The 22,694-nt window shown below is 58.1% G+C and carries 23 protein-coding genes; 18 read left to right on the top strand and 5 right to left on the bottom strand.

All coding sequences use genetic code 11. From position 1 onward, the window contains the following. Nucleotides 1-29: 29 nt before the first annotated feature. The 11 genes from PSPTO_RS20980 to PSPTO_RS20930 all read left to right on the top strand — a co-directional run bounded on the left by PSPTO_RS20980 (nt 30) and on the right by PSPTO_RS20930 (nt 12,489). Nucleotides 30-3,698: a phage tail tape measure protein gene (locus PSPTO_RS20980; RefSeq protein ID WP_011104844.1), complete on the top strand. Its 3,669-nt coding sequence runs from the start codon at nt 30-32 to the stop codon at nt 3,696-3,698. Next, nucleotides 3,695-3,994 carry a hypothetical protein gene (locus PSPTO_RS20975; RefSeq protein WP_011104843.1) on the top strand — a complete coding sequence of 100 codons (300 nt, stop codon included), beginning with the start codon at nt 3,695-3,697 and terminating at the stop codon, nt 3,992-3,994. Before PSPTO_RS20980 ends, PSPTO_RS20975 begins: the two co-directional genes overlap by 4 nt. A 28-nt stretch (nt 3,995-4,022) precedes the next feature. Then, nucleotides 4,023-4,607 (top strand): hypothetical protein, encoded by a 585-nt coding sequence (locus PSPTO_RS20970; protein ID WP_011104842.1) that lies wholly within the window; start codon nt 4,023-4,025, stop codon nt 4,605-4,607. After that, nucleotides 4,607-5,209, top strand: a complete 603-nt coding sequence (locus tag PSPTO_RS20965) for a hypothetical protein (protein ID WP_007244232.1) — start codon at nt 4,607-4,609, stop codon at nt 5,207-5,209. The genes PSPTO_RS20970 and PSPTO_RS20965 overlap by 1 nt, the downstream gene beginning before the upstream one ends. 2 nt (nt 5,210-5,211) lie before the next feature. After that, nucleotides 5,212-5,610: a DUF6950 family protein gene (locus PSPTO_RS20960; protein WP_011104841.1), complete on the top strand. Its 399-nt coding sequence runs from the start codon at nt 5,212-5,214 to the stop codon at nt 5,608-5,610. After that, nucleotides 5,610-8,891, top strand: coding sequence for a phage tail protein (locus PSPTO_RS20955; protein ID WP_011104840.1), 3,282 nt, complete (start codon nt 5,610-5,612; stop codon nt 8,889-8,891). The genes PSPTO_RS20960 and PSPTO_RS20955 overlap by 1 nt, the downstream gene beginning before the upstream one ends. Then, nucleotides 8,888-9,256 (top strand): hypothetical protein, encoded by a 369-nt coding sequence (locus tag PSPTO_RS20950; protein WP_011103841.1) that lies wholly within the window; start codon nt 8,888-8,890, stop codon nt 9,254-9,256. The genes PSPTO_RS20955 and PSPTO_RS20950 overlap by 4 nt, the downstream gene beginning before the upstream one ends. Beyond that, entirely contained in the window at nt 9,253-9,915 is a 663-nt protein-coding gene (locus PSPTO_RS20945) for a hypothetical protein (RefSeq protein ID WP_007244228.1), read from the top strand. The genes PSPTO_RS20950 and PSPTO_RS20945 overlap by 4 nt, the downstream gene beginning before the upstream one ends. 27 nt (nt 9,916-9,942) lie before the next feature. Continuing rightward, nucleotides 9,943-11,370 (top strand): tail fiber domain-containing protein, encoded by a 1,428-nt coding sequence (locus PSPTO_RS20940; protein ID WP_011103842.1) that lies wholly within the window; start codon nt 9,943-9,945, stop codon nt 11,368-11,370. 79 nt (nt 11,371-11,449) lie between these two features. Then, nucleotides 11,450-11,983, top strand: a complete 534-nt coding sequence (locus PSPTO_RS20935; RefSeq protein WP_011103843.1) for a glycoside hydrolase family 19 protein — start codon at nt 11,450-11,452, stop codon at nt 11,981-11,983. Next, the gene (locus PSPTO_RS20930; protein WP_046463977.1) at nt 11,980-12,489 is read left to right on the top strand and encodes a DUF2514 domain-containing protein; all 510 of its coding nucleotides are present in this window, start codon (nt 11,980-11,982) and stop codon (nt 12,487-12,489) included. Before PSPTO_RS20935 ends, PSPTO_RS20930 begins: the two co-directional genes overlap by 4 nt. On the opposite strand, the gene PSPTO_RS20925 is transcribed toward PSPTO_RS20930, so the two are convergent. Continuing rightward, nucleotides 12,471-13,202, bottom strand: a complete 732-nt coding sequence (locus PSPTO_RS20925; RefSeq protein WP_046463976.1) for a hypothetical protein — start codon at nt 13,200-13,202, stop codon at nt 12,471-12,473. The genes PSPTO_RS20930 and PSPTO_RS20925 overlap by 19 nt on opposite strands. 752 nt (nt 13,203-13,954) lie before the next feature. Between PSPTO_RS20925 and PSPTO_RS20920 the strand changes: the two genes are divergently transcribed. From PSPTO_RS20920 to recX, 3 genes are all read left to right on the top strand, one after another. Further along, complete coding sequence (locus PSPTO_RS20920; RefSeq protein ID WP_005766018.1) at nt 13,955-14,455, top strand: CinA family protein; 501 nt, start codon at nt 13,955-13,957, stop codon at nt 14,453-14,455. A 93-nt stretch (nt 14,456-14,548) separates the two neighbouring features. Continuing rightward, nucleotides 14,549-15,613: a recombinase RecA gene (gene recA / locus PSPTO_RS20915; protein WP_004397594.1), complete on the top strand. Its 1,065-nt coding sequence runs from the start codon at nt 14,549-14,551 to the stop codon at nt 15,611-15,613. Between the two features lie 5 nt (nt 15,614-15,618). Then, on the top strand, nt 15,619-16,086 hold the full coding sequence (gene recX / locus PSPTO_RS20910; RefSeq protein WP_005766020.1) for a recombination regulator RecX: 468 nt from the start codon (nt 15,619-15,621) through the stop codon (nt 16,084-16,086). 4 nt (nt 16,087-16,090) lie between these two features. Here the strand turns inward: recX and PSPTO_RS20905 are convergent, their stop codons facing one another. Together PSPTO_RS20905 and PSPTO_RS20900 are read right to left on the bottom strand one after the other, a co-directional pair. Continuing rightward, nucleotides 16,091-17,212 (bottom strand): TIGR00730 family Rossman fold protein, encoded by a 1,122-nt coding sequence (locus PSPTO_RS20905; protein ID WP_005766024.1) that lies wholly within the window; start codon nt 17,210-17,212, stop codon nt 16,091-16,093. 191 nt (nt 17,213-17,403) lie between these two features. After that, nucleotides 17,404-17,820 (bottom strand): quorum-sensing-regulated virulence factor family protein, encoded by a 417-nt coding sequence (locus tag PSPTO_RS20900; RefSeq protein WP_004397588.1) that lies wholly within the window; start codon nt 17,818-17,820, stop codon nt 17,404-17,406. 204 nt (nt 17,821-18,024) lie between these two features. On the opposite strand from PSPTO_RS20900, the gene PSPTO_RS20895 reads away from it, so the two are divergent. The 3 genes from PSPTO_RS20895 (at nt 18,025) to PSPTO_RS20885 (ending at nt 20,083) form a co-directional block, all read left to right on the top strand. Continuing rightward, nucleotides 18,025-18,735 (top strand): tRNA-uridine aminocarboxypropyltransferase, encoded by a 711-nt coding sequence (locus tag PSPTO_RS20895; RefSeq protein ID WP_005766026.1) that lies wholly within the window; start codon nt 18,025-18,027, stop codon nt 18,733-18,735. 251 nt (nt 18,736-18,986) lie between these two features. Beyond that, nucleotides 18,987-19,634, top strand: a complete 648-nt coding sequence (gene erdR, locus PSPTO_RS20890) for a response regulator transcription factor ErdR (RefSeq protein ID WP_005616037.1) — start codon at nt 18,987-18,989, stop codon at nt 19,632-19,634. Between the two features lie 83 nt (nt 19,635-19,717). Beyond that, on the top strand, nt 19,718-20,083 hold the full coding sequence (locus PSPTO_RS20885; protein ID WP_005766041.1) for a diacylglycerol kinase: 366 nt from the start codon (nt 19,718-19,720) through the stop codon (nt 20,081-20,083). 1 nt (nt 20,084) lies between these two features. Here PSPTO_RS20885 and PSPTO_RS20880 read toward each other — a convergent pair whose 3' ends face one another. After that, entirely contained in the window at nt 20,085-21,011 is a 927-nt protein-coding gene (locus PSPTO_RS20880; RefSeq protein ID WP_005736179.1) for a LysR family transcriptional regulator, read from the bottom strand. A 123-nt stretch (nt 21,012-21,134) separates the two neighbouring features. Between PSPTO_RS20880 and fpr the strand changes: the two genes are divergently transcribed. Beyond that, on the top strand, nt 21,135-21,914 hold the full coding sequence (gene fpr / locus PSPTO_RS20875; RefSeq protein WP_005616041.1) for a ferredoxin-NADP reductase: 780 nt from the start codon (nt 21,135-21,137) through the stop codon (nt 21,912-21,914). A gap of 79 nt (nt 21,915-21,993) precedes the next feature. Here fpr and tsaA read toward each other — a convergent pair whose 3' ends face one another. After that, the gene (tsaA, locus tag PSPTO_RS20870; RefSeq protein WP_005766043.1) at nt 21,994-22,686 is read right to left on the bottom strand and encodes a tRNA (N6-threonylcarbamoyladenosine(37)-N6)-methyltransferase TrmO; all 693 of its coding nucleotides are present in this window, start codon (nt 22,684-22,686) and stop codon (nt 21,994-21,996) included. Nucleotides 22,687-22,694 lie beyond the last annotated feature (8 nt).

Here is a 22,694-nt window from a genome sequence, read left to right as displayed (position 1 = left end):
GGCGGGTTTTTTTACGCCCGGAGAAAAGTATGGCCCTCACTTCACGACTTGCCATTGAGGTCGATAGCCGCAGTGCTGAGCAGAAAGTGCAGGACCTTCGTCGCTCGCTTGAGGCTCTGAATAATGCTGGCGTCCGGACAGGCCCCGTCATGTCGGGGGCAGGTGGAGCTATCAACGACACCGGTCGAAGCTCACGCTCAGCCGCCACTCAGGTACAAGGCCTGGATAGGACTGTTCGTTCGTTAGCATCTGCTGCGGCTGGGCTTGCAGGGCCTTTGCTGGCAGCTTTCGCCACAAAGTCGCTGTATGACGCCAGTGAGGCCTATAGCACGCTGACAAACCGCATGAAGCTGGTCACAAGCAACGCCACTGAGCTTGCCGCGGCGCAAAAGGCTGTTTTCTCGATCGCCCAGAGCGCATACCAGCCACTGACGGCAACCGCCGAGCTCTATCAACGCATCGCGACGAACCAAAAGGAATTGAAGCTAACGGGCGAGGGTGTAGCTGGTGTCGTTGGAACGATCAGTAAGACCTTGGCCATCTCTGGCGCGTCAGCTGCATCTGCCAACGCAGCCCTGATCCAGCTGGGCCAGGCATTCGCGTCCGGAGTGCTGCGAGGCGAAGAGCTGAACAGCGTAATGGAGCAGGCCCCGGCGCTGGCTCAAGCTATCGCAGCCGGTATGGGCAAGACAGTCGGCGAGCTTCGGTCGCTCGGCGCGGCAGGCCTCCTAACTGCTGATGCGGTTGTAAAGGCTTTGCAGGCGCAGCGTGGGGCTGTGGACGCTCTGTTTGCGAGGACATCGGCCACCATCGGTAACAGCCTCACAGCGCTGGGCAACTCGACTACCTCGTTCATAGGTCAGCTTGATCAGGCAACAGGATCTAGCGCGTCACTTGCGAAGAGCATCCTGTCACTTTCTAGCGCGATCGACGGCGGGCTGCCGGCCGCAATCAAATTGGCCACTGACAATTCCGAGGAGTTGGGCCAGGTGCTCACCACCGGTCTCTATGTTGCTCTTGCGCGGGTTGCTGGTGGATTTGCTCAACAGGCTGCGCAGGCTGGTTACGCAGCGGTGGCCAACCAAAAGGCGCTGACCGTTTCAGCAGCCACGGCTACGCAGGATCTCGCTGCCGCTAAGTCGAAACAGGTAGACGCCAAAGCTGCAGTAGACCGCGCCAACGCGCAGGTAGCCTCAGCGCAACGGCAAGTTGCTGCCGACAAGGAAGTGATGGCTTCTGAGCTGAACAGGACCAGGGCTGTTCAGGCGGCGATGGTTGCCGAGAGGGAGATAGAGGTTCAGCGTCTAAAAGCGCAAATTTCAGATCAGGGCCGGGCTGCATCTCTTAATAGGCTGGCAGAGCTGAGCCGCGCACATGTTGTGGTAACAAACCAAGTTGCTGCCGCCGAGAAAGCGCTTGCAGCAACCACAGTTTCTGCGTCGGCGACCATCACCGCAGCATACGGCACAAGGACAGCGGCGGTTGCGGCTTACGGGGAAGCGACTGCAGTCGTCAATGCGTTAACGGTCGCATCCAATAACGCAGCGGCGGCGGCAAGCTTGACGTCCAGAGCACTTGGAGCGTTAACCGCAGCAGGCACCGGCCTCCTGGGAATGCTCGGCGGTCCGCTCGGGCTGCTCTTCATTGCAGGCGCTGTCGCTGTGTCCTTCATGGATTTCCGCAGCAGCAGCGACAAGGTGAATGAGGGGCTGCAGAATCTGAAGGGGCCGCTCGACGATGTTATTGCCAGATTCAAGCAGCTCACCAAAGATCAGCAAGCAGCAGCGCTGGTCAAGTGGGGAGAAACCCAGGCCGAGGCGGCAAAGGCAGCAAACGAAGAGTTTCAAAATCTCAACAAAAGCCTGCAGGCCGGCCTGGTCGGACCAAGATCAAGTGCTGCAGGCACAAAGATATTCAGCGACTACTCGGCACAGATCGCCTCAGCAAGAGAAGCGGGCGAGAGCCTGACGCCGATTTTCGAGAAGCTGCGCAGTGAGCCCGGAGTTCCGGAAAGCCTGATAAATAGCCTTGTCAAATCGGCGGGCGCTTATTCTGGCTTATCGGCTTCAGCAAAAGAGGCGAAGGACAGAATCGCAGCGCTAAAAACGGAATCGGCAAACGCCGCCACCACCGCTGCGCTCTCCACTGGCGCAACCAACGTAATGACCGGCGCAGGGAAGAAATACAACGAAGAGCTTCAAAAGCAGCTCGGCAAGCTCCAGGACAACAACGATGCGGTAAAGGAGGCCAACCGCTATATCGCGGAGCACAAAGACCTTACCGAGGCTGACAAGGTCGCCATTCTGTCCACGGCAAATGCGCTGAAATCTCAGGAGGCGGCAAACAAGGCTGCAGCCAAAGCGACCCGAGAGGCCGGCAAGGCGTACACAGAAAGCGCTGGCACGAAGGCTCTTGACGATGCTCGGAAGCAGTACGCCGTTCTCGGCGAGCAGTCGGCGATCATCAAAGCCCAAAGGGGCGACACTGAAAAGCTTGGAGCAGCCGCAACCGAGCTCATCAAGTGGGAGCAGCAGCTCGCCAACATCAAGAGCAAGCAAACCCTGACCGCCGACCAGAAGTCATTGGTGGCGAATCAGGACTTGGTCACGGCTCAATTGCGCCGCAACGCTGCCCTGGAAAAAGAGAACCAGCTCAGCATCACCCGACTGGAAAACGAGTCGAAGCTCAAAGCTTTTCGGGAAAACCTCGACTCACAGCTTGGTCTTGCAAAAGATGGACTGGACAGCGACCTGGCTGGTGCCGGTCTCGGGGATCAGGCCCGGCAGCGCCTCCAAGACGACCTCAAGATACGCCAGTCGTATCAAAAGGACCTGGACAAGCTCAGTCGCGACTACAACAAGATCACGAACCCAACCTCAGCTGATACGTCGCTTTACCAGAACGAGACGAACGCGCTCAACGCCGCGTTGCAGACCCGCCTGGCGATGCAGCGCCAGTACTACACGGATGTAGATCGGGCCCAGTCGGACTGGGCTTTGGGTGCTAATTCGGCGCTTGAGAACTACCTCGAGCAGTCGCGCGACGTGGCCGGGCAGACCAAGCAGCTGTTCACCAACGCTTTCAGCAGCATGGAAGACGCGGTGGTGAACTTCGTGAAAACCGGGAAACTGTCCTTCAAGGACTTTGCCAACGGCGTGATTGAGGATCTGATCCGCATTCAGGTGCGGCAGGCGGCGGCGGGGTTCCTCAGCACAGCATTCAGCTTCCTGAGTGGCGGTAGTGCGGCGCTTGGCCAAGGCACCATGACGGGCTCAAGCCAGACCATTTCCAAAACCGGATTCTCGGGTGGCGGATTTACTGGCATCGGTGGCAAGTACGAAGAAAAAGGCGTGGTGCATGGCGGCGAGTTTGTCGTGAAAAAAGAAGTAGTCAGCCAGCCCGGCGCGCGTGAGTTCCTGGAGCGCATGAATGCCAATACCAAGGGTTACGCCGACGGAGGTTATGTAGGCAGCGCCGCATCAACATCCAGGGTTTCTAGCTCTTCAGCATCGGTAAGCTTGCCAACGATCGAGCAGAACTTTTACTTTCAAGGAAGCGCTGACGAGAACACGGCTCAGCAACTGAAGCAGGCTGCTGACGACGGTGCATCCCGAGGCATGAGGGGTGGCTACGAGATGATGTTGCGCGATCTGCAGAGAAACGGACCGGCAATGCAAATTATTAGGGGTAAACGATGAAAGTTTCCGATGTGGATGTAGGGAAAATGATTGGCCCTATAAATAATGCCATTTCCCCCGTGGTCTTCGAAGGCATTGATGGAAGTACGCCTGCAAGCGAATTGCGGGAACGGGCAAAGCTTCAGGCGGAGATCATGGGCCGCATCATGGGTGTTCTGCTTTGTGGTGATGAGGTAGGTCAGGACGTGACGTGTTTTATCGAACAAAGCATCAAGCGCATGAAGGAATGTAATTCGCAGACCTTTGGCGAGCTGCTCGGCCCTGGCGGCTCTCTGAGCAAAATCCACAAGACCTAAGCCCCAGGCTTTCCCCAAGGAGTAACGCATGGCTCTCACGTGGCCTGCTTCGCTGCGCCCGTCAGAAATGAGCTGGGGCATCGTCAACAACAGCCGGGCGTTCACGTCGTCGCTTTCGAACGCCCAGCAGATCGTTGGCTACCCCGGCGCGTACTGGCAGTGCACCCTGACCTTTGGCCTGCTCACGCGCGCTGAAGAGCGCGAGCTTTCATCGTTCCTCGGCAAGTTGGACGGGATGTTCGGCACTTTCAATCTGCCGGACTTCACCCGATACCGGAAGGTGAGTGTCGGCGCGCTCAGCGTAGTCAGCGGTTTCGCCCAGGCGCGCAGCATGATCATTGCTGGCGCGCCGGCCAACTTACCGGTCTTCAGCGTTGGCGACTACATCACCATTGCAGGCGAGATGTTCGAAGTGACCGACCCGGTTTCGTCGAACGCCCAAGGCCAGGCCACGGTGCTGCTCAACAAGCGCATTCGCAAAACGCTCGCGCCAGGTGCGGCAGTTGAATACATGAACCCCTACTCGGAAATGCGCATGACCTCAGACACATGGGCCATGACGCGCCGGCCAGTGGTCGCCAACGGCAGTTACTCATTCAGGGAGGCATTCTGATGCCATCAGCATTCCCTTTCAGCCAGAACGTGGTGGATATCATCGCCACGGGCAAATTCATGCCGGTGTACGCCGTGCAGCTCGACTTCGCAGACGGCATGGTTTTCGCCCACACCGGAACCGGCGAGCTGGTTGTCGACGGCATCACTTACGAGGGTGTGGGCAATTTCGGACAGGTCAGCCAGTCGCAGGAGAGCGACAACTCTGGCTCGCCCATGTCGGTGGATCTGACGTTGAGCGGTCTGGACTCCTACATCTTGTCCGAAACGAACGTGCGCGGCTGCCGGGGCCGAATGGCCAAGGTCATCTTCGTGGTGTTTGACGAGGCTGGCAACTACGCCGCCGACATCCTGTTTTCTGGGCGCATGGACGCCGCCAAGTTCTCGTTCGCGGGCAATGGCCAGGACGGCAACACCATCACCGTGCCGGTCATTGACCGCATGGCCGAGTGGAGCCGAACCGGCACCGAGCGCTGGACTGACGAAAACCACCGCGCCCGGCACCAGGGCGACCGCTTCTTCTACGCAATCGCGCAAATGTCCGAATGGCCCATCTACTGGGGGTCTGCCAAGGATGCGCCGACCTTCACCTACGGAAGTTAGATATGCGCCATAGAGACTGGACCACGCGTCTGAACGACGTGATCAAGGCTGCCCAAGGGCGGCCTTTTTCATGGGGCGAATTTGACTGCTGCCTATTCGCCGCCGACTGCTCGAATGCGGTATGTGGTGTCGATCCTGCCGAGCAATACCGAGGCTCCTACAAAACGGAAGCGGGCGCCAAGCGTGCGCTGAAGAGGCGTCACGGCAGCCTGGAAGCTGCATGGGACGCCTGTTTTGCAAGGGTTGCAGTCCCGTTCATCCAGCGAGGTGACGTCGTCATGTACGAAGCACCAGCAGGTCGCAGCATGGCCGTGTTCTGGGCTGGTGATTATTGGGCGACGACCGATGACGGCGTTGCTCGCGTTGTGTGCGAGCCGTTGTCAGCCTGGAGGGTTGAATAATGCCCAGTGGCGTTAAAAAGATTGCCCAGGTCGCCGTAGGCGCTGTGATTGGCTTCGTCCAAGGTGGCCCGGTGGGCGCTGCAATTGGAGCTGGCCTGGCCTTCTACGCTGCGTCCCAGCAGGAAAAGCTAAACACCAAATCCCCGTTGCGCGACAACGAGCCGTCCGCTCAGACGGTAAGGTCGTCGAAAGCGCCGATCCGGTTCGTCCTCGGTCGTGTATCCACCGGTGGCGTTCTGGTCTGGGCGCAGGAGCAGTCCGGCACCCTCACAGAGGGCGAGCAAATTCACCTTGTGTACGTGCTGTGTGAAGGCGCGATCGATGCCTTGGAGAACATCTACCTCGGAGAGGAAGAGATCGGCTCGTTCGGTGAGTTCGCCAGCTATGAGCTGATCGTCAACCCGACAGAAGTTAATGCATTCCTCAAGGCAAACTGCCAGGACTGGAAAGACAGCCAGATCGGGCGCGGCCTGTCGTACGTGCGCATCACTCTGAAGTACAGCGCCGAGAAGTTCCCGTCCGGCATCCCTGACACCCGCTTTGTGGTCCGTGGCCGGAATGACATTTACGACCCGCGCACCGGCAACAACATCTATACCGCCAACACCGCACTGCACATCCTCTGGTTCCTGCGTAACCGCTGCAACGTCCCAGACGACGAGATCATTTTCGAGACATTCGCCAGCGCAGCAAACGTCTGCGATGAAGCACTGACCAATGCCGACGGCTCGGTCAGCCAGCGCTATCGCACTTCTTGCGTGATTGGTGCTGACGAGCAACGTCCGGGCGTACTGCAGAAGCTGGAAGCGTCATGCGCCGGCAAGTTGATCCGCGTCGGCGGCCGCTGGATGCTCCAGGCAGGCGCCTACTACGGCCCGTATGACTTCGAGATCACCGAAGACATGATCATTGGCACCGTATCCGGCAGTACCGAGTCGACGAACGATTCCGCCATCAACACGGTGCGCGGCACGTTCATCGATCCTGAGCAGTCCTGGACCGAGACCGATTACCCAGAAGTCAGCGTTTCCGAATGGATTCTTGAGGACGGCGGCGAAGCTGCAGAGACGATGACGTTCTCGTATGTGACCGACGCGTATCAGCCGCAGCGCTTGGCGAATATCTCCCTGCGCCAGCGTCGGGCTGGCGGGACAATCAGCCTGCCGATGAATTTCTCGGGCTACAACTGCCGGCCTGGCCGCGTAGTGCGTGTGAACCTGCCGTCACTGAACGTCCTTGGCGAGTTCATCGTCTCCGACTGGTCTATGGGTGACAGTGAAGGATGCACGGTTCAGGTCAAGCAGTACGAGGCGGCAATCTTCGATGATGCCGTGGGCCAGCCTTACAACCCGCTGGGGTTCATCAACCTGCCAAGCGGCGGGCTTGGCTCGCCCACCGGGCTTGCATGGGCTCCTGGCGATGCTGCTGAGGTGGTGCAGGGCGTACTGTCGTGGGTTCCACCGCAGGGCATCGTCACCTCCTATGTGGTCACGATCCGCCAGGGCGGTGGTGTCGCGCAGTCACGCTCGGTGCCCGCGACGGCCAACACGCTTGCCATCAACGGATTGGCGTCAGGCACATACACAATGAGCGTGGCCGCCTTGGGCCCAATGGCCCGATCTGGCGAAGCAACTATCTCGGTGAGTATTCAGGGTCCGCCAATCCCGGAATCCTGCGTCGTGCAATCTTCGATCGACAGCATCGTGCTGATCCCGCAGAACCCGAACCATGGCCTGAACGGTGGCACCTACGAGTACTTCTTCAGCACCAACCCCAACGCTACATCGGGCACGGCGCAGTACCTGGGGCAGGGCCTGTCGTTCACTCACAACGATTTGGCGTTTTACACAAACTATTATTACTTCATCCGCTCGACCAACGCATATGGGAAGAGCGCCTTTCTTTATGTGCCTACGTCGACATCAAACGATGTGTCGGCCTATCTGTCTGCTCTGGCCGGCAAGATCAGCAAGACCGAGCTTGCGCAGAACCTGCTTTCAGAGATTGAGCTGATTAGTGGCGACGGTGACGGATCGGTTAATGAGCGCCTGGCTGAGCTCAAGGCCGAGATCGGAGAAATCACCGACGCGCTGGTCTATGTGCCGACTGACGCCTATGTCCGCGACAACACCGTGCGCGTGGGTGACAACCTCTGGACGGCCATTGCAGCGGTGCCTGCGGCTGCCAATGGATCGAACGGCCCGCCGAACCCGGCTTACTGGGTGAACACAGGCCAGTCCATTCGCGCCGCTAACGCCCAGGCTGATCAGGTTTCCAAAAACACAGCCAACATCGAGACGGTGAACGGCAGGACCACGGCGACCGCAAGTCAGCTCCAGGCAGTGCAGGCGCAGTACCGGGCCGACAGCGGGGAAGGCGATCTGCTCGATGCGCTCAGAGGTTGGGACAGCACGGCCAGCGCGGCACAGGAAGTGAAGATCAGGGCGGAAGAGGATTTCGCCCAGGCTCAGCGCACCACGACTCTGCAAGCGCGTGTCGGCACCAATGAGGCACGAATCACCACCGTCGAAACGACGACTGCCACGGACCGCGAGGCGACTGCCCAGCGGATTACGGCAATCGATTCTCGCGTAGGTACGAGCGAATCGAAGATCACGACGATTGAGTCAACCGCAAACACGGACCGGCAGGCCACCGCTCAACAGATACAGACGCTGACCTCGTCCGTCGGTAGCAATCAGGCCGCCATCCAGTCTGAAGCAACCACCAGAGCCAACGCAGACGGCGCGCTGTCCACGCGAGTGGATGGGGTTCAAACAACTGCTAATAACGCCAGTGCTGCGGTTCAGACCGTAAGCACAGCCCAGGCGAGCACTGACGGCAAGCTGACGGCGATGTATACCGTCAAATTGCAAGTCAACTCCAACGGCCAGTACGTCATGGCCGGGATAGGCGCAGGGATTGAGAATGTTGGCGGTGTGCTGCAAAGCCAGATCCTCATGTCGGCTGATCGGTTTGCGCTGGTGAACACGTTAGCGGGTGGTGCTATTTCGACGCCTTTCGTTGCACAGAACGGCCAGTTGTTCCTTGGTCCGACGTTCATCCAAGACGGCACGATCACCAACGCCAAGATTGGGAGTTACATCAGTTCGACCAATTACCTGGCCGGGCAGAGCGGCTGGATTCTGAGCAAAGACGGTACGTTCGAAATCAACTCACCACTTGCCGGGGGAGGCAGGCAGGTCATTAACGGTCAAGGCGGCAAGGTTTATGACGAGCGAGGCCAGTTGCGCTACCAGTGGGGGAATTTAGCCGCATGAGTTACGGAGCCAGAGTTTGGGACGAAAACGGGAATTTGGTCATGGATACGACCACGTACACTTATCAGGTGATTTGGCAGGGGGTAGTGGATTTCAGCGATACAACCGGATCAACAGCCAAGGTAATCACGCTGAGCATTCCGGGTTTCGACCCGGCCAATTGCGTTTTCATGATTATTCCCACCCGAGCCCAAGATATCCAGAACGCTGAATCCGACCCTCTCGGAAACATAAAGTCCTACCCGTACGTAACAACGGCAAAAGACCTAGTAGTCATCCGCTCAGCAAATCCATCAGCAAATCTCGGGAACACCAACCAGACAAGGATTGTTGCCAAGGGGTACGCAGTGAGGTTTAAGGTATGAGCTTTGGCGTCATCAGCATCAATGAAAGCTCTTTCGTGCAGATTGATTCGGAAACGCCTAGGCTTTGCGTACTCACGAAGGGCACTTATTCAGGAACCACAAACGCAAACGTCACGTTTCCACGCGCGGTAACAAGTGCAGATCCTCCAATAGTGTTCATCAGGCCCGATCAAAACGGCATCGTCCAGGTGCCGATATCAGTATGGTTTACAGGTGGTCCGGGCAATTGGACAGGCTTCGCAATGAAAGCCTCAAACGTACAGAGTACGCTGAGCGGTCAATATTTTATTGCCGCATGGGCAGCCATGAGTACAGCCTCTTTTGGGATGCGTATTTGGGGAGCTGGCGGCGAGCTTGTATACGACAGCGGTGCACCTCCAGTTGTCGTAACGTTTGCTGCGGGTAACTGGACATACGTCGGGAGCGATCAGCTTAGCGTCGGTCGTCGGTATATATGGAGCATCGATAAATTGCTTGGGGCCGGCGAGTTTATATCAATAAATTCATTTGCTATGAGTTGTCACAACGGCGCAAGCGGTGGAGGCTGCGGAATAGCAGTCGATTACACCAATTCAAAAATAATGATGTATAGCCTCGCTACAACGGCATGGACAGATCAGGGCCACCGGCCATTCCTCTGCGCAAAACTAACCGCCTGAATCAAGGCATATAATTAGGAGAATTCAATGCCTTGGTATAAGACCGGGACGGTTTCCGTCACCCAAAATTCAAACGCCGTTATTGGCATTGGTACGGCATTCATTGCAAACAGCCGCGTCGGCGATGGCTTTCGTGGCCCGGATGGCGGCTGGTACGAGGTGACGAACATCGCCAGTGATACGGCCATGTCGATATCGCCAAACTATCAGGGTGCTACCAACGGCGCGGGCGGGTATGCGCTGGCTCCGCTGCAGGGCTACGTGCAGGCTTCCGCCGATGCGCTGCGCGCTCTGGTCCTTCAGTACGGCCAGAAGCTGGCCGCGCTGGGCACGACCGGGAACTACGACATTCTGCCGATTGCCAAAGGCGGGACCGGCGCTACTGATGGTGCCACGGCGCTCGTAAACCTTGGGCTGAGAGGCGGTGCCAACGATCTGCTGGTCAAGAGTATTGGCTTTCGCGGCACGCCCGTCGGATACAATATTCAAGGCCTGTATATGGGCTGGAACGGCAATGGCGACGGGGGCGCGAACTACATCTGTAATCGCGGGGGCGCGGGCGGCGGGCATTCCTGGTGGTCTGTGAACTCGGACAATACGGCTGCTGGGCCGGTGATGACTTACTCCTATGCCGGCGTTCTTTCCGTCGCCCAACTTAGCGTCACTGCCAGCCCTATTGCGATTTCGTCTGGCGGAACAAGCGCAAATACAGCGGCGGGAGCCAGAACAAATCTCGGGCTTGGGAGTGCAGCGATTGAAAATACAGTGCCGATCACAAAGGGCGGTACTGGTGGCACAGATGGACCCAGCGCACGCTCCGGGATAGGTCTCGGCACAACCGATGTCGCTACCTTCAGGGCGCTGGAGCTGACCCACACAACCCCGTGGATCGATTTTCACTTCAACAACACGGCCGCTGACTATGACGTCCGCCTGATCAATGACTCAGCCGGAACGCTGACGCTCGATGGTCGACTTGCATCGAAAGGAACGTGGTGCCGAACCGGTCTGAATGGTTCAAGAGGCGCTAATATTTACAACCTCAACTGGAATACAAGCAATAGCGGTTATGTAGACGTTTACATTGATGCAAGTTATGTTGGGGCTCTTACTTTGCTTCAATCCGATTACCGGGTTAAGCGTCAAGTAGAAGAGTTTTCCGCTCCGTTCCTTGAAAGAGTAAACGCCTACAGGATAGTTACATTCAAGAGAGCTGCATACGGAGAAGTCTTCAAGGACGGAGAAAATCTTATTCAAGGTCTGATTGCCCATGAAGTCCAAGAGATCAACCCTCTGGCGGCGACAGGAAAGAAAGACGACGTAGATGCGAATGGGAACATTTGGATTCAGCAGCTTGATTCTATAGCACTAATTACAGACGCATTCGGGGCTATAAAGGAGCTTAGCGTGCAGGTTAAAAAGCTGCGCGCCGAACTGGACGCACTAAAGGCATAAATCACGCCATCACATAACACCTGCACAGCATCACCGCACCCCGCCATCGAGCGGGTATTTTTTTGCCTGGAGAACCCAAATGCCGATCACCGCGCAGCAGTTGCTGCAGATACTCCCGAGCGCTGGCCAGAAAGCCGGCGTTTTTGCACCCGTCCTGAACACAGCGATGAGCAAGCACCAGATCTTGACGCCGCTGCGCATCGCGGCTTTCATCGCCCAGGTCGGTCATGAGTCCGGCCAACTGCGCTACGTCCGCGAGATTTGGGGGCCGACTCCGCAGCAGCTGGGTTATGAAGGCCGCAAGGACCTCGGCAATACCGTGGCGGGTGATGGTTCGAAGTACCGCGGGCGCGGCCTGATCCAGATCACCGGCCGGGCCAACTATGCCGAATGCGGCGAGGCGCTGGGCCTAGACCTGATCCATCACCCGGAACTGCTCGAGCAGCCGGAGCACGCCACAATGTCGGCAGCGTGGTACTGGAGCAGCCGTGGCCTGAACTCGCTGGCCGACAAAGGGGACTTTCTTCAAATTACCCGAAGAATCAACGGAGGCACCAATGGACTGGCGGATCGGCAGGCGCTGTACGACCGGGCGCTGAAGGTGCTGGCGTGACCGGCCTTTACGCCAGGGTCGGCGGTGTGCTGCTGATTCTGCTGGCCGTGGCAGGTGCGCTGTACGGCGCATACCGGCACGGCGTGAGCGTGACTGACAGCCAGTGGCAGGCGAAGTGGTCCGAACAGGTCAGCGCCCAGTCGCAGGCCGTGGCCACAACCACCGCCGAATATCGGACCGAAGAGCAACGCCGCCAGAAAGCGGCCAACCAGGTGGCAAACGATGCGAGACAAGAACAGACCGCTGCGCTTACTGATGCTGCTGTCGCTGACGCTGCTGGCGGCCGGTTGCGCATCGAAGCAGGAAAGCTGGCAGCCACAGCAGGTTGTGTGCCCGGCGATACCGGAGCTACCGAGCGAGGCAAGGCAGCCACCCGCGCCGCCATGGTGCTCTCCGACTTGCTCGGCCGGGCTGACGCGCGAGCGGGAGAACTGGCAAAGGCTTATGACGGCGCCCGAATAGCCGGAAAGGCGTGCGAGGCGGCCTCCTATACCTTGACGCGCTGAGTTATCGAAGGCAGCTTGTTCGGGCACTCCGGATCTTCGACGAAGCCCCGGCCAGCGCAGGCCGTGCAGTCCTCCCGCAGGTCGAATCTGTCACAGCAATGGAGGCACCTGATAAATATCGAGTAGCTGTGACGCTCCCATAGGGCTACGTAGGCTTTGAAGTCGCATTGATCGAGAGCTACTGCCGAGGCGTCGATGAGCGCTCGGTATTGATCTTCATCTGCCATGCGCTGGCAGTCCACGCCGTTGATCTGCCTGGATTGCTCCACCAGCGTTAAGGTCTGGCCGGTTTCGGTGTAGATGTACCGCCCCTCAACCGTTCCGTACTTCTTGTGGTCCCTCATGATGAGTTCGTTTTCAGCATTCAGGAATGCGAAGTGAGCGGCATGGTAGGGCGACTGATCCGCCTCATGGAGCACATATCGGGAGTTCAGCAGGCTGCCGACAACGACGCCGCCCTTGTTGAAGGCCAGGTAGTCCGATGCCTGGTGCCGCCATTCGTGGTTGCCTTCTTCTGTGAAGTGGCAGAACGCGGCGCTGGCCAGCTCAAAAAGTTCGAAGCGCTCCAGTGGGTCAATTGCTCCAGCTGCCTGCATATCCTCGGCCATGCGCGCTAGAAACCTGTAGGTGAATGCAGGGTTCGTCCATTGCCTCCTGTCATTGAGCCTTTTGTGCCATTCGGCCAAGGCTTCTGAGCTGTTGCTCTCGTTCATGGGGGTGATTCTCAATTGCTGTATGTGCATACAGTAGTTGAGTCTTTCAGATTTGGGGAGTGGTGTTCGTCGGCAGGACGCCTGGGGAGGGGGTTTCTGTCTAATACTCGGGCATCACAAATCGGCTTCATTGGCCCAAACTGGGCCAAAACCGCCTATGTATTTTAGACGATTTATCGGCTTTAGCCTTTGCCTGTAAGGACTTTGACCGACCTTTTCCCATACTGCTGCATCATCGGCGTATGTGCGGAGAGGTCGGAAATTGCTTTATTCATCAGTGGCTTAGGCAAGTTCTTGAGAAGAGTTGGGCAACCTTGAGGCATGACGGTTGATCCCTCTTTGAATCGAGGGGGCGTCTGCCGGGTCTGTGCGATGGGCGCAAGGTTATCACGCACGGCAGTGTGGTGCAGTGACGGCGTGGCCGCCGCTTATTGGTGACCAGGCGTTTCCTGGCAGCCATGAAGATCGATTTGCCGTATAGACTTTTCATCGCCGCCACTCGATAACCGAGTGGCAACTTATAAAAAGGGACTTTTATATGAAGAACTGTATGAAAAACAAGCGAGCAAGGGACTCTGTCAACGGGCGCTTTATCCCCTTGGACGAAGCCAGAAAAAGACCGAGAGAAACCACGGTGGAAACGGTCAAAAAGCCCGAGCGCAGGAAAAGCGACTGATTGGCCGGCCATTGCAGAGCCGCCGAACTGTGCTGGCGATCACTTTACAAACCTCGTGCATGAACAGGAGAACACTGTGGATCAGATAACCGGGCTTGCCGACACCCTGGGCAAGCTTCTCGACGCAATGAACGCTCAAGTGACCACGGCCGAATCCTGCACCGGCGGCGGTATCGCTGAGGCGATAACACGTATCGCCGGCAGTTCGGCGTGGTTCGAGGCAGGATACGTGACCTATTCCAATGCCCAGAAGACCAGGCAACTGGGCGTTTCAGAGGCGTTGTTCGCGCAGGTCGGGGCAGTCAGCCAGCCGGTCGTCGAAGCCATGGTCAGCGGTGCGCAACGTGAAAGTGGCGCGCGCTTCGCTGTGGCGGTCAGCGGTGTGGCTGGGCCTGGCGGCGGTTCGGTCGACAAGCCGGTCGGTACGGTGTGGCTGTGCTGGGGTGACGGTCATACGCTTGTCGCCCACTGTCGCCGGTTCGATGGCGACCGTGATCAGGTGCGTCGACAAACGGTCGAAGCCGCGCTGCAAGGGCTGATACAGCTTGCGCGTGGAGAAATGCCAAATCAGGGGTAGGCGCGCGCTCATCGCTGTGGAATAATACTGTTTACTTATACAGGTGTTGTGGCCATCAAGGCCCTAATTGAATTTGATTACGTGAGGACTTCAATGGACGACAACAAGAAGAAAGCCTTGGCTGCGGCCCTGGGTCAGATCGAGCGTCAGTTCGGTAAAGGTGCCGTGATGCGCATGGGCGACCATGATCGCCAGGCAATTCCTGCCATCTCTACCGGTTCGCTTGGTCTGGATATCGCACTCGGTATCGGCGGTCTGCCAAAAGGCCGGATCGTGGAAATCTACGGTCCTGAATCTTCCGGTAAAACCACGCTGACCCTGTCGGTCATCGCGCAAGCCCAGAAAATGGGCGCTACCTGTGCGTTCGTCGACGCCGAGCACGCACTTGATCCTGAATATGCCGGCAAGCTGGGCGTCAATGTAGACGACCTGCTGGTCTCGCAGCCGGACACCGGTGAGCAGGCACTGGAAATCACCGACATGCTGGTGCGCTCCAATGCCATCGACGTCATCGTTGTCGACTCCGTTGCGGCCCTGGTGCCCAAGGCAGAGATCGAAGGCGAAATGGGTGACATGCACGTGGGTCTGCAGGCCCGCCTGATGTCGCAGGCGCTGCGCAAGATCACCGGTAACATCAAGAACGCCAACTGCCTGGTTATCTTCATCAACCAGATCCGCATGAAGATCGGTGTCATGTTCGGCAGCCCGGAAACCACCACCGGTGGTAACGCGCTGAAGTTCTACGCTTCGGTACGTCTGGATATCCGTCGCACCGGTGCGGTGAAGGAAGGCGACGAAGTGGTCGGTAGCGAAACCCGCGTCAAGGTCGTGAAGAACAAAGTGGCGCCGCCGTTCCGTCAGGCCGAGTTCCAGATTCTCTACGGCAAGGGTATCTACCTCAACGGCGAAATCGTCGACCTGGCCGTTCTGCACGGTTTTGTCGAGAAGTCGGGTGCCTGGTACAGCTATCAGGGCAGCAAGATCGGTCAGGGTAAAGCCAACTCGGCCAAGTTCCTGGCAGATAACCCGGAAATCTGCAAAGCGCTCGAGAAGCAGATTCGCGATAAGCTGCTCACGCCTGGCGTCGACACCAAGGCTGTCGGTTCCCGTGAAGCTGTTGTTGCCGATGACGTGGCCGAAGCAGACGCTGATAGCTGATATCCATGCCTGCTGTGCTTGATACGCCTGTCGCCATACGGCGAACCGCAATGGACCTGCTCGCACGCCGCGAGCACGGTCGAGTCGAGCTGACGCGCAAACTGCGTCAGCGCGGCGCCCCTCCTGAACTTATCGAAGCGGCTCTTGATCGACTGGTCGAAGAAGGGCTGCTGTCTGAATCCCGTTACCTTGAAAGCTTTGTTTCCTATCGGGCGCGCTCGGGCTATGGCCCTGCTCGTATCCGGGAAGAGCTTAACCAGCGTGGCTTGCAACGCGCTGACGTCGAACGGGCGCTCAAGGAATGCGGCGTGAACTGGCAGGAAAAACTTCAGGAAGTCTGGCAGCGCAAGTTTGCCGGAGAACTGCCTGTCGATGCTCGTGAGCGCGCCAGGCAGGGGAGGTTCTTGAGTTATCGAGGCTATCCACTGGATATGATCGGCCGCTTGCTAAGCGGCCGTGGTGGGGATGACTGATAGTTCAGAGCGTCTGTTGTGGCGCTTGCTCCTGCGCGGCATCTCTTACTGCTGAGGCATCTGCCCAGTGTTCCTGCACGTTGATGTAGTCCACCAATTCACGAAGCCTGCCCTGATTGCGCCCTGTGAAGGTAAACGCAAGTCGCGTCAGGTGGCTGAATTGCGCCTCATCGTGCTCTTCACCCTGATAACCGTGCTGGTGGAAGTTTTCATTGATGCACAGGTCGGCGAACGCTGCCTGCATATGTTCAAGCGCCTGCTCACTGAGTGCATGGTGCATGCGGATCACGAATTTATTCTTCAGCCAGCGGCTGGAGTGGAAGTTGCGGTAAAACTGGTTGATCTCTTCCACTGCCTCGTCGGGGCTATAAACCAGTCTCATCAGTTTCATGTCGGCTGGCAGGATGTAGTGGTTGTCCTGTAGCTGATTCTTGATGAAGTCCAGCGCGCCTTGCCAGAAGCTTCCGCCAGGGGTGTCCAGCAAAACGACAGGCACCAGCGGGCTTTTGCCCGTCTGTATCAGCGTCAATACTTCCAGCGCTTCATCCAGTGTCCCGAACCCGCCCGGGCAAAGTACCAGTGCGTCGGCTTCCTTGACGAAGAACAGCTTGCGAGTAAAGAAGAAGTGGAAAGGCAGCAGGTTTTCAGTGCCTTCCACGGTCGGATTGGCGTGCTGCTCGAATGGCAGCGTGATGTTGAAACCCAGGCTGTGTTTGAGACCGGCGCCCGCGTGGGCTGCTGCCATGATGCCGCCGCCTGCGCCAGTGATGACCATCATGTCGGACTGGGCCAGTTTTTCGCCCAGTTCTCTTGCCTGTGCGTAAAGCGGATGCTCCATGGGCGTACGGGCAGAGCCGAACACGGTGACTTTGCGGCGGCCCTTGAAGCGTTCCAGTACCCGAAAGGCTTTGTCCAGTTCGCGCAGGGTCTGCAGCGTAATCTTGACGTCCCAGCGGTTGCGGTTGTCTTGGGCCATACGCAGCACCGTGAGCATCATGTCTCGGTACAGCGGCAGATTTTGTGTGCCGGGGGCCACTTCGTTGATGTGCGCTTCAATCTTGCCGGTCAGGTCGAGACCGTTGCTTTGAAAGTGTCGGGATAGAACATCGTCAGGTACATAAGGCATTCGGGATTTCTCCTCCTGCAGAGTCAATGGCCCACTGGGCGCGTTGAATCGATCATGTGCCGGTTCGCAGAGAAAGGCTACCCGTTCTCGGTTCGTTTGCAGGCTTGATAAGTTTCAGAATGTCTATGGCCGGTTGGCCGAGCGCGCCTGGTGGTCAGGCGCGCGAGAAGGGCGCTGCGTATCGGTGCAGCTTACTTCTTGGCTTTTACAGTGCAATCCGAAGCCTGAAAGGTCTGGGTCGCGACCGGGCGATTGGTCTTGTACTCGGTGAACTGATATTTGAGTACCGCGCCCTTGGTCATCAACTGGCGAAAGCCGTTGTTATGACAAACGCTGTTGCCCAGCTGATTGCGCATCACGTCCGGGTTGGCACGCATCTGCTGCGCCTGGCCTTCACGCACGCTGAGGTGATTGATCAACTGGTTGCCGCTGACGGTGTAGCCCTGATCGAGAATGTCTTCGTTGATCGCTCTCGGCGTGCCGACACTGCTTTCCTTCGCGACTTTTTCCAGCATTTTGCTGAGTTCGAAGTCCTGTTTCGACGCCGCTTGGGCGCACAGTGGAGCAACGAGCAAAAGCGTGAGGGTAGGGACGATAAGGCGCAGCATTAAACTCTCCTGATTAAGTGGCTGGCCGTTGGACCAGCGACTTCAAAGTGCGTTCCGGGCAACCCGCCGATAACACGGGTTGCGGTGGCGCAGCAGTATAGAGCAGGAGTCTGCACAGAGCCTAGGCTCTGATAAACTGCGCACACTTTAACCCTGCCGAGTTTTTCTGGTGTCGATGTACTCCCTGTATTGGCGTGACCCGCAATGAGCCATGCCGTTTCCCGCCTGCGCGACGAGCGTATGGCCCGCAGCACCAAGCCGTTTATCGCGCGCGGCTCCCGCGCCCCGCGCTGCCCGCAATGCCGGGTCATCGACAGTTATTGCCTGTGCGCGTGGCGACCGACGGTGGCCGCCGAGTCGGGCATGTGCCTGCTGATGTACGACACCGAACCGATGAAGCCGACCAATACCGGCTGGCTGATCGCGGATGTCATCAAGGACACGTATGCCTTCGGCTGGTCGCGCGTTGAAATCGACGCGCACTTGCGGGCCTTGCTGGACGACCCGCAGTGGCAGCCGTACATCGTCTTTCCTGGCGAGTTTGTCGCCCAGGAACGTGTGGTCGCTGAGGTGGCGCGCGAAGACGGCAAGCGCCCGCTGTTCATCCTGCTAGATGCCACGTGGAACGAGGCGCGCAAGATGTTTCGAAAAAGCCCTTACCTGGAAAAATTTCCGGTGTTGAGCCTGGCGCCTGAGCAGATTTCGCGTTACCGCTTGCGTCGATCCAAGCGCGACGATCACTTCTGCACCGCTGAAGTTGCAGCCTTGTGTCTGGAGCTGGCAGGGGATGTGAGCGCCAGCGGCGTGCTGGATGCTTATCTGGACGTATTCAGCGCCCATTATCTGGGTGCAAAATTTCAACGGCCGATTGATCCGGATGACGTGGCGCACACTTATTTAAAAGCTTTCATTTAGAGGCTTTTCGCCGCGGGGCGGTGCGGGTCCACTCTTGCTGGGCTAATTGCCATCCCTGTTCACAGACAACCGCGCTTCGCGCTTGACCGTCATGGTGTTGCTGGGCATGCTTGGCGCCGCCTGGAAGCCGATTCATCTGGTCTGGCGTTGCACTGCTGCCATCGTTGAATGACGATGAGCGCAGTGCGAGTTGCCAGCCTTGCTGTGCGGCCGGTTTTGCCGGCCACTCACTATAAAAACGGGATCACTACATGACCTACGACATCCTGATCGCTGATGATCATCCCCTGTTTCGCAGCGCGCTGCGTCAGGCGTTGACCATCGGTCTTGGGCCTGAAGCGCGACTGGTCGAGGCTGAAAGCATTGCCCAGCTGGAATCGCGTCTGGGCGAGAAAGCCGATTGGGATCTGGTTCTGCTGGACCTGAACATGCCGGGGGCGTATGGCTTCTCCGGGCTGGTCCTGCTGCGCGGTCAGTACCCGCAAATACCGGTGGTGATGGTTTCGGCTCAGGAAGAAGCGTCGATTGTGGTGCGTTCCAGGGAGTTCGGTGCCAGCGGGTTCATTCCCAAGTCCAGCTCGCTGGAAGTCATTCAGCAGGCGGTGCGCACCGTGCTCGATGGCGATGTCTGGTGGCCACCGCAGGTCAACGAATTCGTCAGTGTGTCAGATGAGGCCAAAGCTGCCAGTGCGGGCCTTGCCAGCCTGACACCGCAGCAGTTTCGCGTACTGACCATGGTCTGCGAGGGCTTGCTGAACAAGCAGATTGCTTCCGAACTCAGTGTGTCCGAGGCCACTATCAAGGCGCACGTCACCGCTATTTTCCGCAAGCTGGGCGTACGCACACGAACCCAGGCAGCCCTGTTGTTGCAACAGCTTGAATCCATTTCGTCCAGCTAAGGCTATTCAGGTAACAAGGCTTCACGCTTTTTTGACCTTTATTGCCTTAGCTTTCCTCATCTTTTTTACACAGCAGTCTTTCTATGTCGCCCTTCAAAGGCCAAACCGGTCTGAAACGTATCCTCAATGCCGCAGGTTATTCCCTGGACGGCCTGTCCGCTGCCTTCAAAGGCGAAGCCGCATTCCGTCAGTTGGTACTGCTTAACGTGGTACTGATTCCGCTGTCGTTTTTCCTGCACGTCAGCAAGGCGGAGCACGCGTTGCTGGTTGCCGTGTGCCTGCTGGCGCTGATCGTGGAGTTGCTCAACTCCGCCGTCGAGGCGGCCATCGACCGCATTTCTCTGGACCTGCATCCGTTGTCCAAGAACGCCAAGGACATGGGCAGTGCGGCGCAGTTTATTGCGCTGAGCATGATCGGTCTGGTGTGGGCGATCGTTCTGCTGGGCTGATTCAGTACAGGCTCGGCAATACGATCTCGTCGCTGCGCTGTACGCCAGCGGTAAAGGCGCGGCACAGTTCAAGAAACTCGCGCATGGCAGAGGTCTGGTATTTCTGCTTGTGCCAGATGAAATAGAACTGACGCGACAGATCCAGCTCAGGCGTGGCCAGTTCGACCAGATTGCCGCGACGAAACGCATCGCGCAGCGCCAGTCTGGAAATGCAGCCAATGCCCAGTCCCGACTCGACCGCTCGCTTGATGGCTTCGGTGTGCTCCAGCTCCAGCCGCACATTCAGGCCGTTGCGATGATGACGCATGGCCTGATCGAACGTCAGGCGCGTGCCGGAGCCTTGTTCTCGCAGGATCCAGGCCTCGCGGGTCAGTTCTTCCAGTGTCACCTGCGCGCGCTTGGCCAGCGGATGCTGGGGCGCACAAAACACCACAAGCTCATCCTCGACCCAGGATTGCACTTCGATGTCCGGGTGACTGCAATCGCCTTCGATCAGGCCCAGGTCAATCTCGTAGTGAGCAACCTGCTGGACGATATGCGCTGTGTTCTGGACGTGCAGCTTGACCTGGCTTTCCGGGTGACGCTGCATGTAGCCGCCGATGAGCAGGGTCGCCAGGTAGTTGCCGATGGTCAGCGTGGCCCCCACGGCCAGCGAGCCAAAGCCTGATTTGCCATTGAGCAGGTCTTCGATTTCCTTGGCCTGATCCAGCAGCGCAACGGCCTGAGGCAACAGTTGCCTGCCGGTGGCGTTGAGGCTCAGCCGTTTACCGGCACGATCAAATAGCTGGCAGCTCGACTGGCGCTCCAGTTCGGTGATGGAGGTGCTGGCAGCCGACTGCGACAGCGAAAGCAGCACCGCCGCTTTGGAGACGCTTTCCTGTCGCGCTACGGCGACGAACACTTGAAGCTGGCGGAGAGTAAATCGCATATCTATATAACCGATAACCTATATCTTGATAATTCATTTAACAGATATTGTGTCTGCCACTAGAATGTCGCGCAATAGCGCAGTGCTTCTGCGCGCACTATTTTTTCAGGAGTCCTCACGTACATGAGCAACATGAACCACGAGCGTGTCCTCAGCGTCCACCATTGGAACGACACCCTCTTCAGTTTCAAGTGCACCCGCGACCCTGGTCTGCGTTTCGAGAACGGTCAATTCGTCATGATCGGTCTGCAGCAGCCCAATGGTCGTCCGCTCATGCGCGCTTACTCGATTGCCAGCCCGAACTGGGAAGAGCATCTGGAGTTCTTCAGCATCAAGGTGCCGGACGGCCCGCTGACCTCGCAGTTGCAGCACCTCAAGGAAGGCGACGAAATCATCATCAGCAAGAAGCCTACGGGTACGCTGGTGCTGGATGACCTCAAGCCGGGCAAGCATCTATACCTGCTGAGCACCGGTACAGGCCTCGCGCCGTTCATGAGCGTCATCCAGGACCCGGAAACCTACGAGCGTTTCGAGAAGGTCATCCTGTGCCACGGCGTGCGTTACGTGAACGAGGTCGCCTATCGCGAATTCATCACCGAGCACCTGCCGCAGAACGAGTTCTTCGGTGAATCGCTGCGCGACAAGCTGATCTACTACCCGACTGTCACTCGCGAGCCGTTCGAGAACGAAGGTCGCCTGACCGATCTGATGCGCAGCGGCAAGCTGTTCAGCGACATCGGCCTGCCACCGATCAACCCTCAGGACGACCGCGCCATGCTGTGCGGCAGTCCGAGCATGCTCGACGAAACCAGCGAAGTACTGAACAGCTTCGGCCTGACTGTGTCTCCGCGCATGCGTGAGCCGGGCGATTATCTGATCGAGCGTGCATTCGTCGAGAAGTAAATCAGGCTGACAAGACCCGCCTTTTCCTTGACCGGATCAGGCGGGTTTTTAGTGCGCGGGATTTGTTGCAGACATCGTTTCAGGCGCGCAGCACTTCAAGCACACAAATAACGCCCGCTTGCGGGTAGTGCCAGCGCACATCCACATCCCAGAACCGGGCACCGTAGCGGCGTTCCGGCGCAGGCAGCTGATAAGCTGGACGCGGGTCCTGCGCCAGGCACTGTTCGATCAGCTCGACCAGAGGCTCACTCAGGCGTAGCGCGTGTTCACGGGCCTGTAGAAGGGCCGCGTCCTGCCATTGCACCGGTATCAGGGCCGGCGCAGAACTGGCAATTTGGTTGGTCGCCTCAGCAATGACATCGGCGTAGGGCACATAAGGCTTGATATCCAGCACCGGCGTGCCATCCAGCAAATCGATGCCCGACAACCACAGCCGGCCTGCTTCGACCTTGTCCAGCTTGACCACGGACTGGCCGATGCCATTGGGGCGATGCGTTGCCCGAGTGGCAAATACGCCCATCGATTGATTGCCGCCCAGGCGTGGCGGGCGCACCTTCAAACGCGGTTTGTCTTCCAGCGCCAGATGGAACAGAAACAGCAGCCAGACATGACTGACCTGTTCCAGCCCCTGTACGGCTTCACCCTGATCGAACGGCGCGACCAGCTCGAGCACTCCGCGAGCGGCCGGAGCCAGCTGTGGCTGGCGCGGGATGGCGAACTTCTCCTTGAAGCAGGAGCGCACGAAGCCGACAGGGGAGACGTTGTAACTCATGGTGTCAG

The organism is Pseudomonas syringae pv. tomato str. DC3000 (assembly GCF_000007805.1).
GTDB classification, from domain to species: Bacteria; Pseudomonadota; Gammaproteobacteria; order Pseudomonadales; family Pseudomonadaceae; genus Aquipseudomonas; species Aquipseudomonas avellanae.
The sequence above is the reverse complement of the archived record's forward strand: the minus strand, read 5'-3'. Positions and strand labels throughout refer to the sequence as shown.

What these genes read in the sequence shown, in the direction of transcription:
- PSPTO_RS20945 (WP_007244228.1), top strand. Translation starts at nt 9,253, where the DNA reads ATGAGCTTTGGCGTCATCAGCATCAATGAAAGCTCTTTCGTGCAGATT.
- PSPTO_RS20885 (WP_005766041.1), top strand. Translation starts at nt 19,718, where the DNA reads ATGTCGCCCTTCAAAGGCCAAACCGGTCTGAAACGTATCCTCAATGCC.
- PSPTO_RS20880 (WP_005736179.1), bottom strand. Translation starts at nt 21,011, where the DNA reads ATGCGATTTACTCTCCGCCAGCTTCAAGTGTTCGTCGCCGTAGCGCGA.
- recX (WP_005766020.1), top strand. Translation starts at nt 15,619, where the DNA reads ATGCCTGCTGTGCTTGATACGCCTGTCGCCATACGGCGAACCGCAATG.
- PSPTO_RS20935 (WP_011103843.1), top strand. Translation starts at nt 11,450, where the DNA reads ATGCCGATCACCGCGCAGCAGTTGCTGCAGATACTCCCGAGCGCTGGC.
- erdR (WP_005616037.1), top strand. Translation starts at nt 18,987, where the DNA reads ATGACCTACGACATCCTGATCGCTGATGATCATCCCCTGTTTCGCAGC.
- fpr (WP_005616041.1), top strand. Translation starts at nt 21,135, where the DNA reads ATGAGCAACATGAACCACGAGCGTGTCCTCAGCGTCCACCATTGGAAC.
- PSPTO_RS20960 (WP_011104841.1), top strand. Translation starts at nt 5,212, where the DNA reads ATGCGCCATAGAGACTGGACCACGCGTCTGAACGACGTGATCAAGGCT.
- PSPTO_RS20980 (WP_011104844.1), top strand. Translation starts at nt 30, where the DNA reads ATGGCCCTCACTTCACGACTTGCCATTGAGGTCGATAGCCGCAGTGCT.
- PSPTO_RS20925 (WP_046463976.1), bottom strand. Translation starts at nt 13,202, where the DNA reads ATGAACGAGAGCAACAGCTCAGAAGCCTTGGCCGAATGGCACAAAAGG.
- PSPTO_RS20900 (WP_004397588.1), bottom strand. Translation starts at nt 17,820, where the DNA reads ATGCTGCGCCTTATCGTCCCTACCCTCACGCTTTTGCTCGTTGCTCCA.
- tsaA (WP_005766043.1), bottom strand. Translation starts at nt 22,686, where the DNA reads ATGAGTTACAACGTCTCCCCTGTCGGCTTCGTGCGCTCCTGCTTCAAG.
- PSPTO_RS20950 (WP_011103841.1), top strand. Translation starts at nt 8,888, where the DNA reads ATGAGTTACGGAGCCAGAGTTTGGGACGAAAACGGGAATTTGGTCATG.
- PSPTO_RS20905 (WP_005766024.1), bottom strand. Translation starts at nt 17,212, where the DNA reads ATGCCTTATGTACCTGACGATGTTCTATCCCGACACTTTCAAAGCAAC.
- PSPTO_RS20940 (WP_011103842.1), top strand. Translation starts at nt 9,943, where the DNA reads ATGCCTTGGTATAAGACCGGGACGGTTTCCGTCACCCAAAATTCAAAC.
- PSPTO_RS20965 (WP_007244232.1), top strand. Translation starts at nt 4,607, where the DNA reads ATGCCATCAGCATTCCCTTTCAGCCAGAACGTGGTGGATATCATCGCC.
- PSPTO_RS20895 (WP_005766026.1), top strand. Translation starts at nt 18,025, where the DNA reads ATGAGCCATGCCGTTTCCCGCCTGCGCGACGAGCGTATGGCCCGCAGC.
- PSPTO_RS20970 (WP_011104842.1), top strand. Translation starts at nt 4,023, where the DNA reads ATGGCTCTCACGTGGCCTGCTTCGCTGCGCCCGTCAGAAATGAGCTGG.
- recA (WP_004397594.1), top strand. Translation starts at nt 14,549, where the DNA reads ATGGACGACAACAAGAAGAAAGCCTTGGCTGCGGCCCTGGGTCAGATC.
- PSPTO_RS20955 (WP_011104840.1), top strand. Translation starts at nt 5,610, where the DNA reads ATGCCCAGTGGCGTTAAAAAGATTGCCCAGGTCGCCGTAGGCGCTGTG.
- PSPTO_RS20975 (WP_011104843.1), top strand. Translation starts at nt 3,695, where the DNA reads ATGAAAGTTTCCGATGTGGATGTAGGGAAAATGATTGGCCCTATAAAT.